Source organism: Paucibacter sp. KBW04 (genome assembly GCF_003852425.1).
Lineage (GTDB): Bacteria > Pseudomonadota > Gammaproteobacteria > Burkholderiales > Burkholderiaceae_C > Paucibacter_A.
Window position 1 is genome coordinate 61,928 of the sequence record NZ_QAJN01000016.1, and the last position, 14,503, is coordinate 76,430.

Sequence of the window (14,503 nt, forward strand, 5' to 3'; positions counted from 1 at the left end):
CTCCGCTTGAATACTTGTTTAGAAACGTGCGACACCAAAGCTATTGGCCCGCAAGACCCGGCGCGCACTGGCCTCGGCCAGACCCAGGCCCAGGCCCAGAACACGGCGGCTGTCGCGCGGGTCGATGACGCCGTCATCCCAGAGCCGCGCCGTGCCGTAAAGCACATGGGACTCACGGTCGATGCGCTGGCGCAGCTGGGCGCTCATGGCGGCCAGCGCTTCCTCATTGACCGGCGCGCCCATGCGTTCCAGCTTGGCGCGGTTGAGGATGTCCATCACCTGGGCCGCCTGGGCCCCGCCCATCACCGCCGTGCGCGCCGTGGGCCAGGAGAAGATCAGCCGAGGGTCAAAGCCGCGCCCACACATGCCGTAATTGCCCGCGCCGAAGGAGCCGCCCAGCACCAGGGTGAACTTGGGCACCGTGGCATTGGCCACGGCCTGAATCATCTTGGACCCATGCTTGATGGCCCCGCCCTGCTCGGCCGCCTTGCCCACCATATAGCCGCTGGTGTTCTGCAAGAACACCAGGGGCGTGCCGCTTTGCTCGCAGAGCTGAATGAACTGCGCCGCCTTGGTCGAGCCCTGTGGCTGTATGGGCCCGTTATTGCCGATGATGCCCACGGCATGGCCTTCGATGCGGCCATGGCCGCAGACGGTGTCGGCCGCGTAGGCGGCCTTGAACTCCAGAAAATCCGAGCCATCCAAGAGCCGGGCCAAGACCTCGCGCACGTCATAGGGCTCGCGCTCGTCCTGCGGCACCAGGCCCAGCAGTTCCTCGCTGTCGAACAAGGGCGGCTCAAACGCGCGCGGCGTCTGCGCGACGTCCCAAGGCAGATGCGCCATCAGCTCACGCACCAAGGCGATGGCATGGCCGTCATCCTCGGCCAGGTACTCGCCCAGGCCGGTGACGCGGGCATGCAAATCAGCGCCCCCAAGCTCCTCGTCCGTCGCGTCCTCACCGATGGCGGCCTTGACCAGGGGCGGGCCGGCCAGATAGATGCTGGAGCGCTTTTTCACCAGCAGCACATAGTCGGACAAGCCCGGCAGATAAGCCCCGCCCGCCGTGGACGAGCCATGCACCACCGCGATCTGCGGCAGGCCCAGGGCCGAGAGTCGGGCCTGGTTGGCAAAGCTGCGGCCGCCTTCCACAAACATCTCGGCCTGGTACATCAGATTGGCGCCGCCGCTCTCCACCAGATAGATCAGGGGCAGCTTGAACTCACGCGCAATCTCCTGGGCGCGCAAGGCTTTCTTCAAACCCATGGGCGCGACGGTGCCGCCCTTGATGGCGCTGTCGCTGGCCGAGATCAAAACATTTTTGCCCGCCACCCGACCCAGGCCGACGATAGCCCCACCGCCCATCACGCTGCGCTTGCCGTCGTCGTCATGCATGCCCAGCCCAGCCAGGCCGGAAAGCTCCAGAAAACCCGAGTCGCGGTCCAGCAGGCGCGCCACCCGCTCACGCGGCAGGAGCTGACCCTTGGCCTCGAACTTCTCTCGCTTGGCATTGGAGGCCTCCACCACCTTGGCCTCCAGCGCCCTCACTTCGGCCAGGCGCTGGGCCATGGCCTGGGCATTGGCCTCGAAAGCAGCCGAGCGCGGGTTCAGGCGGGAGGCCAGGGCCGTCATCCCAACACCTTGGGATCGGCGGCGCGGTGGAAGCCCTCATAACGCTCAGTGCCCGCATGGTCGATCGAGGGGAACATGGGGTTGCCCAGCGAGGCGCCGCCGTCGATCTGCAGGGTCACGCCGGTGATGAAGCCGGCCGCCGGTGAGAGCAAGAAGACGATGGCCGCGCTGATCTCGGCCTCGCTGGCCAGGCGGCGCAAGGGCACATGGTTTTTCAGGCCGCGGATGGCCTCGCGGATCTCCTCGCCATAGCTGTCCATGCCGCTGGACGCCACCCAGCCCGGCGCCACCGCATTGACCCGCACGCCGGCATGCGCCCATTCATAGCCCGCGCTCATGGTCAGATTGCTCATGCCCGCGCGGGCCGCGCCGCTATGCGCCATGCCGGGCATGCCGTTGCGGAAGTCCGCCGTCATATTGACGATGGCGCCGCCGCCCTGGGGCTGCATGCTTTGCAGAAAAATCTCCCGCATCATCAAGAAGCCGCCGGTCAGATTGTTGGCCACCACCGCCTCGAAGCCGCGCTTGCTGATCATCTGCAAGGGCGCCGGGAATTGGCCACCCGCATTGTTCACCAGGCCGTGGATGCGGCCATGCTGCGCAAGCACCGCCGCCACCTGGGCGCGCACCGCCTCGTCGTCGCGGATATCAAAAGCCGCCCAGTCGCAAAGCCCGCCGTCCTGCCGGATCTCGGCCTGCACCGCCGCCAGCTTGTCGGGCTTGCGGCCCGAGATCAGCACATGGGCGCCAAGGGCTGCCAGCTCATGGGCGACGCAGCGGCCAATGCCTGAGCCGCCCCCTGTCACCCAAATCAAATGGCCGGCAAACAGGCCGGGGCGGAACACGCTGCGGTAGGCCGCGGCAGGGCTTGTCTCAGTCATCAAAGCTCCAGCTTCTTGTTAGGCACATAGCTTCCCTTAACGTCACCTGTCTTTCATATCGGTGATTACCATGAAGCAAGGGAGAGTTGAAGTGCGTAAGCTCCCATCCATCAGACCCTGAGAGAAAGAGCAAGACCATGGACATGCAAGCCATCACCCAAGCCCTGCGCGCCAAAGTGGGCGAAGACAGCGGCCTCAACGCCATCCTCAAATTCGACTGCGGCGCCGATGGCGTGGCGGTGATCGATGCCGTTAGCGTCCCCAACACGGTCAGCAATGAGGACCGCGAGGCCCAGTGCACCGTGGCCATCAGCCGCGAGAACCTGGCCGCCCTGATCAAGGGCGAGCTCAACCCCATGAATGGCTTCATGATGGGCAAGTTCAAGGTGTCCGGCGATATGAGCATCGCCATGAAGCTGCAACGCGTGGTCTAAATCTGTTCCAACGATGTCAGCAGTACTGAACGACAAAGGCCGCCGCAAAGAGAGCCATGCCCGCGCCGCGGCGCGCACGGTGGAAGACCTCAGCGCGACGACGCCGACCGAGGCCTTGTTCGGCATCACCGAGCTGTGCCGGGAGTTCGATCTCTCGCCGCGCGCCATCCGCTTTTACGAAGACAAAGGCCTGCTGGCGCCGCGCCGCGTCAACGGCGCCCGCGTCTACACCCAGCGCGACCGGGTGCGCCTGAGCCTGATTCAGCGGGCCAAGGGCCTGGGCTCCTCGCTGGCCGAGATCAAGCAGTTTCTGGACCTCTACGGCACCCATGGCGAAGGCCGCACCCAGCAGCTGCAGTTCACCCTGGAACGCACCAGCCAGGCGATCGAGGAGCTGGAACAAAAACGCGCGCAGATCGAGGCCACCTTGGCCGAGTTGCGCATGATCAATAGCGCCGTCCGGCTTCAGTTGGACGGCCTGCAAACACCCCCCAGAAAATCATGAGCCTGCCCCTCTTCCCCTCCGCCTGGATCAGCGAAGAACACCAGATGCTGCAGGACTCCGTGGCCCGCTTCTTCAAACAGAATTGGGTGCCGCGCGCGGCCGAATGGCGTGAGGCCGGCATGATGGGCCGCGACACCTGGCGCGAAGCGGGCGAGATGGGCTTGCTCTGCGCCTCCATGCCCGAGCAGTACGGCGGTGGCGGCGGCGACTTCGGCCATGACGCCGTCATCCTGCTGGAGCAAGCCCGCGCCAACCTCAGCGGCTTTGGTGGCGGCTTGCATTCGGCCATCGTCGGCCCCTACATCCTGCACTACGGCAGCGAGGCGCAAAAACAGCGCTGGCTGCCCAAGATGGCCAAGGGCGAGCTGATCGGCGCCATCGCCATGACCGAGCCCGGCACCGGCTCCGACTTGCAAAACGTGCGCACGGTGGCCAGGCGCGAAGGCGATGAGTATGTGCTCACGGGCCAGAAGGTCTTCATCACCAATGGCCAGAACGCCAATCTGATCATCGTGGTCTGCAAGACCGACAAGGCACAGGCGGCCAAGGGGATCTCACTCCTGGTGGTTGAGGTGGAGAAGGAAGACGGCACGCTGGTGGAAGGTTTCCGCCGCGGCCGCAACCTCGACAAGATAGGCATGAAGGCGCAGGACACCTCGGAGTTGTTCTTCGACGAGGTCCGGGTGCCTGTGAGCAATTTGTTAGGCGGTGAAAGCGGCATCGAAGGCCAGGGCTTTGCCCAGCTGATGCAGGAGCTGCCGCAGGAGCGCTTGATCATCGCCGTCTCCGCTGTCGGCGCGATGGAGCGCGCGCTGGAAGACACGATTGCCTACACCAAGGAGCGCAAGGCCTTTGGCAAAAGCATCTGGGACTTTCAGAACACACGCTTCAAATTGGCCGAGGTGCAAAGCCAGGTGCTGGCCGCTCGCGCCCTGCTGGACGCCAGCATGAGCGCCCATTTAAAGGGCGAGCTGGACGCGGCCCGCGCCGCCCTGGTCAAGGCCTGGACCACCGACCTGGCCAGCAAGGTGATGGACGAATGCCTGCAGCTCTTCGGTGGCTACGGCTACATGATGGAGTACCCCATTGCCGAGCTGTATGCCGATGCCCGCGTCGCCCGCATTTACGGTGGGACGAATGAAATCATGAAAGAGCTGGCTTCACGCTTTATGTGAACAACGGCCTCACGGAGACAAACACCATGTTCGACGCCTACCTCTACGACCATGTCCGCACGCCGCGCGGCAAGGGCAAGAAAGACGGGAGCCTGCACCAGGCCAGCCCGGTCTGGCTTTTGCGCGGCCTGCTACAAGCCCTGCAACAGCGCTGCCAGCTGGACACCGCCCTGGTGGACGATGTGGTGCTGGGCTGCGTGACGCCGGTGGGCGAGCAAGGCGCCGACATCGCCCGCACGGCGGTGCTGGACGCCGGCTGGGCGCAGACGGTGGCGGGCCTGACCCAATCGCGCTTTTGCGCCTCGGGCCTGGAGAGCATCAATCTGGCTGCGGCCAAGGTGGGCAGCGGCTTTGAATCCCTGGTGGTGGCCGGCGGCGTGGAATCCATGAGCCGTTGGCCCATGGGCAGCGATGGCGGCGCCTGGTTCATGGACCCGCGCATCAACCAGGCCCTGGGTTTTGTGCCCCAAGGCATCAGCGCCGATCTGATCGCCACGCTGGAAGGCTTTGGCCGTGCCGAGGTGGACGCCTTCGCGGTGGAGTCGCACCGCCGAGCTGCGGCCGCACGCGAGCAAGGCTTGTTCAATCGATCCCTCGTGCCCGTGCATGACATCGCCGGGCTCCTGCTGCTGGCCCAGGACGAAACCATACGCACCAGCACCACGCTAGCGACCCTGACCAAGCTAGAGCCCTCCTTCGCCATGATGGGCCAGATGGGCTTTGACGCCACCGCCCTGCGCCGTTACACGACGCTTGAGCGCATCCAGCATGTGCACCATGCCGGCAATTCCTCGGGCATTGTGGACGGCGCCGCCTTGATGCTGGTGGGCAATGCCGCCGCCGGCCACAAGGCGGGGCTCAAGCCGCGAGCCCGCGTGCGGGCGGCCGCCGTCATCGGCTCCGAGCCCACCATCATGCTCACCGGCCCCACCCCGGCCTGCCGCAAGGCCCTGGCCCAAGCGGGCATGGCAGCCAAGGACATCGACCTGTGGGAGATCAACGAAGCTTTTGCCGTCGTGCCCATGAAGACGGCCCGCGATCTGGGCCTGAGCCTGGACCGGGTGAACGTCAACGGCGGCGCCATCGCCCTGGGCCACCCCTTGGGCGCCACCGGCTGCATCATCCTGGGCACCTTGCTCGATGAGTTGGAGCGCCGCAACTTGAGCACCGGCTGCGCCACGCTTTGCGTGGGCGGCGGCATGGGCATCGCAACCATCATCGAAAGAGTGTGAAGGCCATGAGTAGCAACACCGCACTGCACCTCGACCTGGGCGACGACGGCATCCTCATCGCCACCATGGAACTGCCCGGCCATGCGATGAATATCCTCAAGGACGAGTTGGCCAGGCCGCTGATGGCCCTGGCGGAGCGCCTGGAGGGCGACGCTGCCGTCAAAGGCCTGATCCTGCGTTCGGCCAAAAAAGACTTTCTGGCCGGCGCCGATGTGGACGCTTTGTGGGCGCTGGACACAGCGCAGCAAGCCTTTGATGAGTCCATGCGCTTCAAGCATTTCATCCGCCGGCTGGAGCGCTGCGGCAAGCCCGTTGTGGCGCTGATCCAGGGCCTGTGCTTGGGTGGCGGCCTGGAGATCGCCATGGGCTGCCATCTGCGCATCGTCGTCAACGACGGCACCGCCCGCCTGGGCCTGCCCGAGGTCAAGCTAGGCCTGCTGCCCGGCGGAGGTGGCACCCAACGCCTGCCGCGCCTGGTAGGCATGCAACAAGCCTTGCAGTGGATGGCCGAGGGCACGCAGATCAAGGCCGAGCAAGCGCTGAGCAGCGGCTTGGTCCATGCCTTGGTCGCTAACGCGGAAGATGGGCTGACGCAGGCCCGCGCCTGGATAGCCGCCAACCCAAAACCGGTTCAGCCCTGGGACGCGCCCAAGTTCCGCTACCCCGGCGGCGACTCGCGCTCGCCGGCCGTGGCGCAGCTGCTGGCCATAGGCCCTTCCATCGCCTCGGCCAAAAGCTTCGGCAACTACCCGGCGCTGACCCACATCATGTCCAGCGTCTTCGAGGGCGGCTTGACCGACATCGACCGCGCACTGGAGATCGAATCGCGCTACTTCGCCGCTTGCGCCATCAGCCCCGCCTCGCGCAATCTGATCGGCACGCTCTGGTATCAGCTGAACGCGATCAAGAAAGGCGCCTCCCGGCCCGCCGGGCTGGCGCCTGCCCAGATCAAAAGGCTGGGCATTCTGGGCGCCGGCATGATGGGCGCGGGCATTGCCTACGTCGCCGCCAAGGCGGGCATCGAGGTGGTCCTGCTGGACCAGACCCAGGCCGCGGCCGACAAGGGCAAGCAATACTCGCAAGCGCTGCTGGACAAGGCCGTCAAGAAAGGCCGCTCCACGGCGGAGAAGCGCGATGCCTTGCTCAGCCGCATCAGCCCCAGCAGCGATTACAGCGCGCTGCAAGGTTGCGATCTGGTGATCGAAGCCGTGTTCGAGGATCGCGCCGTCAAGGCCGAAGCCACGGCGCTCGCCGAGGCGCATTTGCCCGCCAGCGCCCTCTTCGCCTCCAACACCTCCACCCTGCCCATCACCGGCCTGGCCAAGGCCAGCCAGTGGCCCGCGCAGTTTCTGGGCCTGCACTTTTTCTCGCCGGTGGACAAGATGCCTCTGGTGGAGATCATTGTGGGCGAGCAGACCTCGGCCGAGACCCTGGCCAAGGGCTTTGATTTCGTCTTGCAGATCGGCAAGACACCCATCGTCGTCAACGACTCACGCGGCTTCTACACCAGCCGCGTCTTCGCCACCTATGTGATGGAAGGCCTGGCCTTGTTGCGCGAGGGCGTGCACCCGCGCAGCATCGAGATGGCCGGCCTGCAAGCCGGAATGCCCATGCCGCCCCTGGCCTTGCAGGACGAGGTCAGCCTCTCGCTAGGCCTGCATGTGGCCACCCAAACCCGCAAGGACTTGGAGGCCGAGGGCAAGCCCTATATTGAGCATCCCGGCGAGGCCGTGTTGCGCGCACTTTGTGAGTTAGGTCGGGTCGGCAAAAAAGTCGGCCAGGGCTTTTATGACTGGCAGGCGGGCGACAAGTGCTTGTGGCCCGGCCTGGCCCAGCTCTACCCCCTGGCGGCGCAGCAGCCCACGCAGCAGGAGCTGATCGATAGGCTGATGTTTGTGCAGGCCAATGAAGCGGCGCGCTGCCTGGAAGAAGGTGTGTTGCGCTCGGTGGCCGACGGCAATATCGGCTCCATCCTGGGCTGGGGTTTTGCGCCCTTCCAGGGCGGTGCGCTGCAGTTCATCAACACCCTGGGCCTAAGCCAGTTCGTGGCCCGCGCCGACGCACTGGCCGCCGCCCACGGGCCTCGCTTCACAGCCGCGCCCAGCTTGCGAGCGATGGCAGCCAAGGGTGAGACATTCGAGCAGGGCGGGCCGGGCCCCAAGGCAACTTAAGGCCAGGCCGCGTTCAAGCTAGCGCCCCCGCTTGGCCTTGGGCAGGCCCTGGGTCAGCAGGCGCTGACCAGCCTTGAGCTCATAGTCCAAGACTTCTTGCAGGCTGAGCTTGTCGTCATGGTTGAGGTCGGCAGCATCGAAGCCGGCCATGCGGGCGCCGATCACCTCTTTGAAGCTCAGGCGCAGATCGGCGTTTTTGTCAAAGTGATGCAGGGCCCTCAGCACACGCTCGGCGTGTTTGGCGCCTGCGGCGGCCTGCAGTTCCTCGCGCGAGATGAAACCGTCCTGGTCCAGGTCCAGCGCATGCCAGCTCTGCACCATGTCTTTGTGGAACTCTTCCAGACTGATGAACCCGTCGTGGTTGAGATCGCTGCGCTCGAAGGCGCGGCGTATGGCGCTTGGCGATGGCGGGCGCGCAGGCAGGTCGGTGGACTTGGCCTGCAGCAGAACCGGGGCGGCGGGCTGCCCGGCCGGGGCCGCCGTGGCGACCGGCACCCATACCACCAGCGCCAGCGCGCTCGCCATGGTCAGCAGCAAAGGCCGGACGACGGGAAACGTTTGAGTCTTCATGAGCGAGCGGTCTCCGGACAAAAAGAAGAAGGGGGATGGCGAGGGCCGGGCTGGCCGCCCGCCCACCACGCTTTCAAGGCTTACCAGGACCAGCGCTGTGCGTCGCTGCCATTGCAGCGGTAGAGCTGCACCGCCTGACCGGGCCGGAAGCGAGCGTCCCGCACATCCATGCATTTGCCATTGAGCTGGCTGCGGATCTGGTTGCCGTAGAAGTTCCAGCGCTGATTGCGCTGGCCATTGCAGCTCCAGGCAATCAGGCGTGTACCGTCATCGCCATTGCCGCCCTGCACATCCAGGCACAGATTGCCGCCCACCCTCAGCTCGCCGCCACGGCCCAAGCTGAAGCGTTGATTCCTGCCGCCATGGCAGCGGAACAGGATGGCGCCCGCGCCCTCGCGCGCATCGCCCTCGATGTCCACGCACAGGCCACCGGAGGCGCGGATCTGGCGCTCGCGACCACCGGGGTAGTTGGGCCCCACCGGGTCGTTATTGTTATTGCTGTCGTCGCGATCCCGATTGGCCAGCACGGCCACACCGGCAATCGCGGCCAGGGCCGCCAGGGCGATGGCAGGGTTCACACCGCTGCTTTCCTTGGCCTCGTCCGGGTTGGTTTCGTTGCCATTGCCCAGATCCTTGCTCACGATCTTGAAGCGCGCCGCGCAGCCGTTGTTGACCCACAGCTCCTTATTGCTGAGATCGAAGCCCCAGCTGCGATTGAAGCGGCAGGCGCCGCTCAGCTGCTCGATCAATTCCACATCGCGCGTGCCGGCGGCCAAGGGCAGGGATTCATAGCCACCGCGCGAACGCAGCTCCACTTCCTTCTCGGCGGCCTGCGCAAAGCCTGCGGGCATCAGCAAGGCCACCGCCGTCAGTCCGCTGACCCATTGCTGAAAATTCTTCATACCCATACGAGCTTCCCTTTCCTGTTCCAAAGCGCAAATCTGTGGGCAGTTTAAGTGCGGGCCGAGGCCGCGACTGGTACCCAAGACTAGCCTCAAACACCCCCCGCTAGACCGGCCTTGTTGCTGCCGAGGCAGTTTCGGCAAAAAGCCACAAAGCGTCGCCCGACCTCCCGATTGAGGGGGTATTCGGTGCAATTGATAAAAACAATAATGATAAAAACATCCAAGCAAGCCCACGATCAAAACTGCCTGGGCGCCCTGCCGCCCTTGAACGCCCTCCCCCATGACTATCACTTCCACCCTGCCCGAGCTGCCCGCCCCCATAGACGCCCAGCTGGCCGCCGGTTTGTGGCGCCTGGGCCCGGTCTTGCCCGGCCATGAGGCCTCAGAACAGGGTGGCTGGTATGAGGCGGAACACGCGCTCTCCCCGGGGCAAAAGCGGGCCGTTTGGCTGATGCAGCCGGGGCCGGAGGCGGCCACGCAGATCCTGGGCTTTGGCGAGCTGACGACCGAGCTGGGCGACTTCTCGCACCCGCTCATCGTCATGCCTGATGACTGCGGCTTCACGGCCTGTGGTCGGCCTTTTCTGGTGATGAAGCAGGCCGGCCATGCCCAGAGTTTGCTGCGCGCCGCCCGTTCAATGCCGCTGGCGCAGCGCCTGGGCTTGCTGCTGCTGATCTGCGAAGCCTTGCAGGAGCTGCATCTGAAGGGCTATGCCTTCGGCGCCATTGAAGACGCCATGGTCGGCCTGGACGCCTATGGCCAAGCCCAGCTGATGGGTTTGAACCTGCGCCGCCTGGCCGACAGCCCGGCGCCCCTGCTCGCGCAGGAAGCGGACGATCTCTGCCGCCTGCTGCGCGGCATGGTGCCCGGCCTCGAAGCCGCCGCGCCGCAGGAGGAGGCAGCCGCCCTGCCTGCGCCCGCCCAAAGCGCCTTGGACGCCATCCAGCTCAAGGCCATGGTGGGCTATGCCAGCAGCGAAGCCCTGGCCGAGGATTTGCGCGCCTGCTTGGCAGAACTGGCGGCCACGCCCGAGCCCTCGGCAGGCCAAGAGCCCGCCCGCCCTGCGCTGCGCAAAGCGGCCATCACCCTGGCTCAAACCGGCTTGGCGGCCTTGCTGGTGTTTGGCGCCTATGTTCAGGCGAACGATCCCCTCAAAGGCCTTTTGGTGCTGGACAAGGCCAGCGCGGAGCCGATCGCCATGGCAGCTGCCGCAGAGCCAAGCACGGCGCCCGCGGCAGCGGGTCTGAGCCTGCGCTTCATGGATCTGGGCATGGCCGGCCAAACGTCCACGCCCAGCCCCTCGCCCTGAATTCGGCGCCTATTGTCCCAGGCGCTCCGAGCGCTCCAAGCGCATCAGCAGCGCCAAACCCACCATGCCCAGCAGCAGCACGGCCGCCGTCAGCAGCAGGGCCGCGCGGTAATTGCCGCTGGCCTGGGCCATGGCGCCGCTGAGCGCGGGTGCGCAAACCTGCGCCACGCCATAGCTGAGCGTCAGCCGCGCCATCGCCTTGCCCGGGTTGGCAGGCGAGCGTCGGCCCACCAAGGCCAGGGTCATGCTGACGATGCCGATGAAGGTGGCGCCGTAGAGCAAGGCCCCGCTGAGGGCGGCGAGCAGGCTGTCCGACAAGGCCGGCACCAAGACCGATAGGCATTGCAGGCCAAAGGCGATCAGCAAGGCCGGCAACTCCCCCACCCGGCGCGCCACCTTGTCCCACAAGAATACGGCCGGCGTTGCGGCCAGACCCACCAGCAGCCAAGCCCAAGGGCCCTGGCCCGCCAACACAGGCTGGCGCTCAACAATGGTGACGGTGAAGGTGGCACTGATGACAAAGCCCCAGCCCGCGCAGAAATAGATGGCCGTCATCAAGACCGTCCAGGCCCGGCTGGGTGTGCGCAAGGCCTGATGAGCCCCATGGCTGGCCGGCAAGGCCGGCGGCACGGGCGGCCGCCAGGCCCAGGCCGGTAGCAAAAAAAGCAGGCCCAAGAGGGCAAAACCCTGCCATTGCTGAGCCCAGCGCCAGTGCAGCGCCGTCATCGCCATCGCACCCAGGGCCGAGACGGCAATGCCCAAACCCAGGCCGGTGAAATGCAGGCCCAACTCCGGCCGGTGCCCGGCCCGCATCAACCAGCCCAGCACCAGGCCCGAACCCAGCAACATGCCGGCCGCACCGCACAAACCACCCAGATAGCGCGACAAGACCCAGACCCATAACTGGCCCTCGCCCGCCGCGCCCCAGCTCATCAAGGCGGTGATCAAGAGGCTGAGTGGCAGGCCTATGCTGTAGAGGCGCTGACGCAGCCTGGGGTCCTCCAGCCAGGAGGCCAGCAGGGCGCCACTCATATAGCCCATGTAATTGATGGCGGCCAGCCAACCGCCCGTCACATCCGACAGCCCCGCTTGCGCCTGCATCAGCGGCAACAAGGGCGTGTAGGCAAAACGCGCCAGACCTATGGTCAAGAGCAGGCCGCTGATGCCGCCCAAGATGACCTGCCAGGCTTGCAGGGGGCGGGGGCTGGGCTCGGCAAGGGCTTTTTGCATGGGCGCAGCTTAGCCCAAGGGATGCGGGTTTTCTTGCACCGCTCTTGCAATCAGGCCGGCCGGGCCCACCTGCCACCACAGCATGGATAACAAGACCAGCCTCATCACCCTCCTCATCGTGCTGGCCTTTGGCCTGGGCCTGGCGCTGTGGCTGGCGGCCGCACCTTGGCTGCTGGCGCGCAAGCGGCAAAAGCTGCGCAGCCAGCCCTTCCCGGTGGCCTGGCGGCGCATTCTGCGCAAGCGGGTGCCCGGGGTGCAGCGCCTGCCGGCCGATCTGCAGCTGCGGCTGAAGGGCGATATGCAGGTCTTTCTGGCCGAGAAACCCATCATCGGCTGCGCCGGCCTCAAGGTGACGGACGAGATGCGCGTCACCCTTGCCGCCCAAGCCTGCCTGCCGCTGCTGGGCGCGCGGCGTGGCTACTACCCCAAGCTCAAGCAGATCCTGCTCTACCCCGGCGCCTTTGTGGTGGAGCGCCCGCACACCGGCATGGCCGGCGTGCAGATGGAGCAACGCCGCGCCCTGGCGGGCGAGAGCTGGGTGCAGGGTCAGGTCTTGCTGTCCTGGCAAGACGTCTTGAATGGCGCGGCCGACCCCAGCGATGGTCACAACGTCGTCGTGCACGAATTCGCCCACCAGCTCGATCAGGTCAAGGGCTTTGCCAATGGCGCGCCGCCGCTCGCCACGGCCCTGGCCTATCGCAATTGGTCGAAGGTGATGCAGTCGGAATTCAATGCCTTGCGCACCCGCCTAGCGCAAGCCGAGCGCGATGCGGCCGTGGGTCTGGAGCCCAAGGTGGGCCTGATCGACCCTTACGCCGCCACCGACCCGGCGGAGTTCTTCGCCGTCTGCAGCGAGGTCTTCTTTGAGCGACCGCTGGAGCTGGCTGCGCAGCATCCGGCGCTTTACCAGCAGCTGAGCCGCTACTACCGGCTCAATCCCTTGAGCTGGACCTGATCAGAAGCCCAGCGAGGCCAGCAGATCGTCCACATCGTCCTGCTGCAAGGCCTTGTCCGGGGTTTGCACGCCTGCCAAGGTGTGGCCAGCAGGGTCGACCGCATTGCCGTCCTCGCCTTCGATTCGATGCACGGCGCTGAGCATTTCCTCCAGCGGCTGCTCGGCTTTCTCCAGCATGCCAATGACCTTGTTGATCACCTGGCCCGACAGATCCTGAAAGCCCTGGGCCATCATGATCTCGGTATGCAGGGACTTCTCGCGGCCGGCAAAGCTGGCGGCGGTGGCGGCATAGGAAGCGCAGAGCTTGAGCAGGGAGCGCGCCCGCTCCAGATTCAAATCCGGGTCGACGGCAAAGCGGCACAGGGTTTCTGAAAGATCCTGGCCCTGACGCCGCACCTGCTCGGCATCGTCCTGGGCCGCGTCCACCAGGCCCAGCACCTTGCTGGCGGCCTGCTCGGTCATGGTACGCACATAGGCCAGGCGCTCGCAGGCGTCGGGCAGGTCTTGCACCATTTTCTCCAGGATCTGGCCCGAGTTGGCCAGCACGGCCGGAGCACTGCGCGTGGTTTCAGACTCTTGCTGCGACTGAAGAACGGGGCTCATGACGGTCTACTCCTGCAGCCTTGCTGGTGAAGCAATCCCGCTACGGCTCATGGCGGGCTGCTGAATTCTGGCCGAATCCTAATGGCTAGCACCCACGCACCCAGGCCCTGGCCCGAACGCCTCGCGCTTGCGCGCGGGATATTTCACGAATTCCCAGGGCCTCGTCGCGGCCCGGGGCAAGCCAAGGGCCGGGCGATTCAGGTCCACAGCTCCAGCGGGGGCTCGCGGGTCAGGGCGCGCAGAATATCGCTGCGCGAGATAAAGCCCAGCAAGCCGCCCTTTTCGTCCGAGACCGGCATGCCGGGCAGACGAAAGTCCAGCAAGGCCTGGGCGACCTCGCGCAAGGGTGTGTCCGCGTGCGCACTGGGCACGGGCGACCACATCACATCGCCCACCGGCCGGGCGAACCAGGCCGACCAGGCTTGGGCGTCCTCCACATCGTCGGGCACCGGCAGCAAATCACCGCGCAGCAAAAGCCCCACCAAACGTCCGCGCGGATTGAGCACCGGCGCCTGCCCCACCTTGGCCTGGCTCAACATGGCCAGGCCTTGGGCCACCGAGGCCACGGCCGGCACGGTGACCAAATTGCGGCTCATCAACTCCTCCACCAAGCGCAGGGGCTGGCGCTTTTCATCGGGCAGTACCCGGGCCTGGGCCTTGGCATAAGCGGCCAGGGCGTCGCGCGGGCGGGGCTCGGGGCTGCCCAAGGCCATCAGATTGGCCTCCGGGTTGGGCTCGGCCCGCAGCACACCGGCCTTGGCCTGCGCCTCCGACTCCAACATCGAGGACACCGGCGCCACCGCCCGCAAACGGGCCACCGCCTGCACCGGCTCCAGCGCTCGCAAGCCCTCCAAGGGCCCGCTATAGACCCGCCCATTGAGACCGTAAACCGTGAACATCTTGC

14 protein-coding genes are annotated in these 14,503 nt (G+C 66.0%); 7 read left to right on the forward strand and 7 right to left on the reverse strand.

Features of this window, described 5'->3' with window-relative positions; all coding sequences use genetic code 11:
• Positions 1-18: 18 nt before the first annotated feature.
• Both DBR47_RS19785 and DBR47_RS19790 read right to left on the reverse strand, forming a co-directional pair.
• The gene (locus tag DBR47_RS19785; RefSeq protein WP_124453302.1) at positions 19-1,629 is read right to left on the reverse strand and encodes an acyl-CoA carboxylase subunit beta; all 1,611 of its coding nucleotides are present in this window, start codon (positions 1,627-1,629) and stop codon (positions 19-21) included.
• The gene (locus DBR47_RS19790; protein WP_124453304.1) at positions 1,626-2,510 is read right to left on the reverse strand and encodes an SDR family oxidoreductase; all 885 of its coding nucleotides are present in this window, start codon (positions 2,508-2,510) and stop codon (positions 1,626-1,628) included. The genes DBR47_RS19785 and DBR47_RS19790 overlap by 4 nt, the downstream gene beginning before the upstream one ends.
• 137 nt (positions 2,511-2,647) lie before the next feature.
• On the opposite strand from DBR47_RS19790, the gene DBR47_RS19795 reads away from it, so the two are divergent.
• From DBR47_RS19795 to DBR47_RS19815, 5 genes are read left to right on the forward strand one after another with little or no spacing between them, the layout of a single operon-like run.
• Positions 2,648-2,944: an SCP2 sterol-binding domain-containing protein gene (locus DBR47_RS19795; RefSeq protein ID WP_124453306.1), complete on the forward strand. Its 297-nt coding sequence runs from the start codon at positions 2,648-2,650 to the stop codon at positions 2,942-2,944.
• Positions 2,945-2,957: 13 nt separating this feature from the next.
• Entirely contained in the window at positions 2,958-3,449 is a 492-nt protein-coding gene (locus tag DBR47_RS19800; protein ID WP_124453308.1) for a MerR family DNA-binding transcriptional regulator, read from the forward strand.
• On the forward strand, positions 3,446-4,624 hold the full coding sequence (locus DBR47_RS19805) for an acyl-CoA dehydrogenase family protein (protein WP_124453310.1): 1,179 nt from the start codon (positions 3,446-3,448) through the stop codon (positions 4,622-4,624). The genes DBR47_RS19800 and DBR47_RS19805 overlap by 4 nt, the downstream gene beginning before the upstream one ends.
• Before the next feature lie 26 nt (positions 4,625-4,650).
• Positions 4,651-5,856, forward strand: a complete 1,206-nt coding sequence (locus DBR47_RS19810) for an acetyl-CoA C-acetyltransferase (RefSeq protein WP_124453312.1) — start codon at positions 4,651-4,653, stop codon at positions 5,854-5,856.
• 5 nt (positions 5,857-5,861) lie between these two features.
• A complete protein-coding gene (locus DBR47_RS19815) occupies positions 5,862-8,027 on the forward strand; it encodes a 3-hydroxyacyl-CoA dehydrogenase NAD-binding domain-containing protein (RefSeq protein WP_124453314.1) in 2,166 nt (721 codons plus the stop codon).
• An 18-nt stretch (positions 8,028-8,045) separates the two neighbouring features.
• Here DBR47_RS19815 and DBR47_RS19820 read toward each other — a convergent pair whose 3' ends face one another.
• Together DBR47_RS19820 and DBR47_RS24745 are read right to left on the reverse strand one after the other, a co-directional pair.
• Complete coding sequence (locus DBR47_RS19820) at positions 8,046-8,597, reverse strand: EF-hand domain-containing protein (protein ID WP_197047176.1); 552 nt, start codon at positions 8,595-8,597, stop codon at positions 8,046-8,048.
• An 80-nt stretch (positions 8,598-8,677) separates the two neighbouring features.
• Positions 8,678-9,505, reverse strand: a complete 828-nt coding sequence (locus DBR47_RS24745; protein ID WP_197047177.1) for a lectin — start codon at positions 9,503-9,505, stop codon at positions 8,678-8,680.
• Positions 9,506-9,782: 277 nt separating this feature from the next.
• Between DBR47_RS24745 and DBR47_RS19830 the strand changes: the two genes are divergently transcribed.
• Positions 9,783-10,811, forward strand: coding sequence for a hypothetical protein (locus DBR47_RS19830; RefSeq protein WP_197047178.1), 1,029 nt, complete (start codon positions 9,783-9,785; stop codon positions 10,809-10,811).
• Positions 10,812-10,820: 9 nt separating this feature from the next.
• On the opposite strand, the gene DBR47_RS19835 is transcribed toward DBR47_RS19830, so the two are convergent.
• Entirely contained in the window at positions 10,821-12,041 is a 1,221-nt protein-coding gene (locus DBR47_RS19835) for a YbfB/YjiJ family MFS transporter (protein WP_124453321.1), read from the reverse strand.
• A gap of 82 nt (positions 12,042-12,123) precedes the next feature.
• On the opposite strand from DBR47_RS19835, the gene DBR47_RS19840 reads away from it, so the two are divergent.
• The gene (locus tag DBR47_RS19840; RefSeq protein ID WP_124453323.1) at positions 12,124-12,996 is read left to right on the forward strand and encodes a zinc-dependent peptidase; all 873 of its coding nucleotides are present in this window, start codon (positions 12,124-12,126) and stop codon (positions 12,994-12,996) included.
• Here the strand turns inward: DBR47_RS19840 and DBR47_RS19845 are convergent, their stop codons facing one another.
• Positions 12,997-13,599 carry a protein phosphatase CheZ gene (locus DBR47_RS19845; protein WP_124453325.1) on the reverse strand — a complete coding sequence of 201 codons (603 nt, stop codon included), beginning with the start codon at positions 13,597-13,599 and terminating at the stop codon, positions 12,997-12,999. It abuts the gene before it with no gap.
• 197 nt (positions 13,600-13,796) lie between these two features.
• Positions 13,797-14,498: an HPP family protein gene (locus DBR47_RS19850; RefSeq protein ID WP_124453327.1), complete on the reverse strand. Its 702-nt coding sequence runs from the start codon at positions 14,496-14,498 to the stop codon at positions 13,797-13,799.
• Between the last annotated feature and the right edge of the window lie 5 nt (positions 14,499-14,503).

What these genes read in the sequence shown, in the direction of transcription:
- DBR47_RS19795 (WP_124453306.1), top strand. Translation starts at nt 2,648, where the DNA reads ATGGACATGCAAGCCATCACCCAAGCCCTGCGCGCCAAAGTGGGCGAA.
- DBR47_RS19820 (WP_197047176.1), bottom strand. Translation starts at nt 8,597, where the DNA reads ATGAAGACTCAAACGTTTCCCGTCGTCCGGCCTTTGCTGCTGACCATG.
- DBR47_RS19785 (WP_124453302.1), bottom strand. Translation starts at nt 1,629, where the DNA reads ATGACGGCCCTGGCCTCCCGCCTGAACCCGCGCTCGGCTGCTTTCGAG.
- DBR47_RS19810 (WP_124453312.1), top strand. Translation starts at nt 4,651, where the DNA reads ATGTTCGACGCCTACCTCTACGACCATGTCCGCACGCCGCGCGGCAAG.
- DBR47_RS19800 (WP_124453308.1), top strand. Translation starts at nt 2,958, where the DNA reads ATGTCAGCAGTACTGAACGACAAAGGCCGCCGCAAAGAGAGCCATGCC.
- DBR47_RS19790 (WP_124453304.1), bottom strand. Translation starts at nt 2,510, where the DNA reads ATGACTGAGACAAGCCCTGCCGCGGCCTACCGCAGCGTGTTCCGCCCC.
- DBR47_RS19835 (WP_124453321.1), bottom strand. Translation starts at nt 12,041, where the DNA reads ATGCAAAAAGCCCTTGCCGAGCCCAGCCCCCGCCCCCTGCAAGCCTGG.
- DBR47_RS19845 (WP_124453325.1), bottom strand. Translation starts at nt 13,599, where the DNA reads ATGAGCCCCGTTCTTCAGTCGCAGCAAGAGTCTGAAACCACGCGCAGT.
- DBR47_RS19830 (WP_197047178.1), top strand. Translation starts at nt 9,783, where the DNA reads ATGACTATCACTTCCACCCTGCCCGAGCTGCCCGCCCCCATAGACGCC.
- DBR47_RS19815 (WP_124453314.1), top strand. Translation starts at nt 5,862, where the DNA reads ATGAGTAGCAACACCGCACTGCACCTCGACCTGGGCGACGACGGCATC.
- DBR47_RS19805 (WP_124453310.1), top strand. Translation starts at nt 3,446, where the DNA reads ATGAGCCTGCCCCTCTTCCCCTCCGCCTGGATCAGCGAAGAACACCAG.
- DBR47_RS24745 (WP_197047177.1), bottom strand. Translation starts at nt 9,505, where the DNA reads ATGGGTATGAAGAATTTTCAGCAATGGGTCAGCGGACTGACGGCGGTG.
- DBR47_RS19850 (WP_124453327.1), bottom strand. Translation starts at nt 14,498, where the DNA reads ATGTTCACGGTTTACGGTCTCAATGGGCGGGTCTATAGCGGGCCCTTG.
- DBR47_RS19840 (WP_124453323.1), top strand. Translation starts at nt 12,124, where the DNA reads ATGGATAACAAGACCAGCCTCATCACCCTCCTCATCGTGCTGGCCTTT.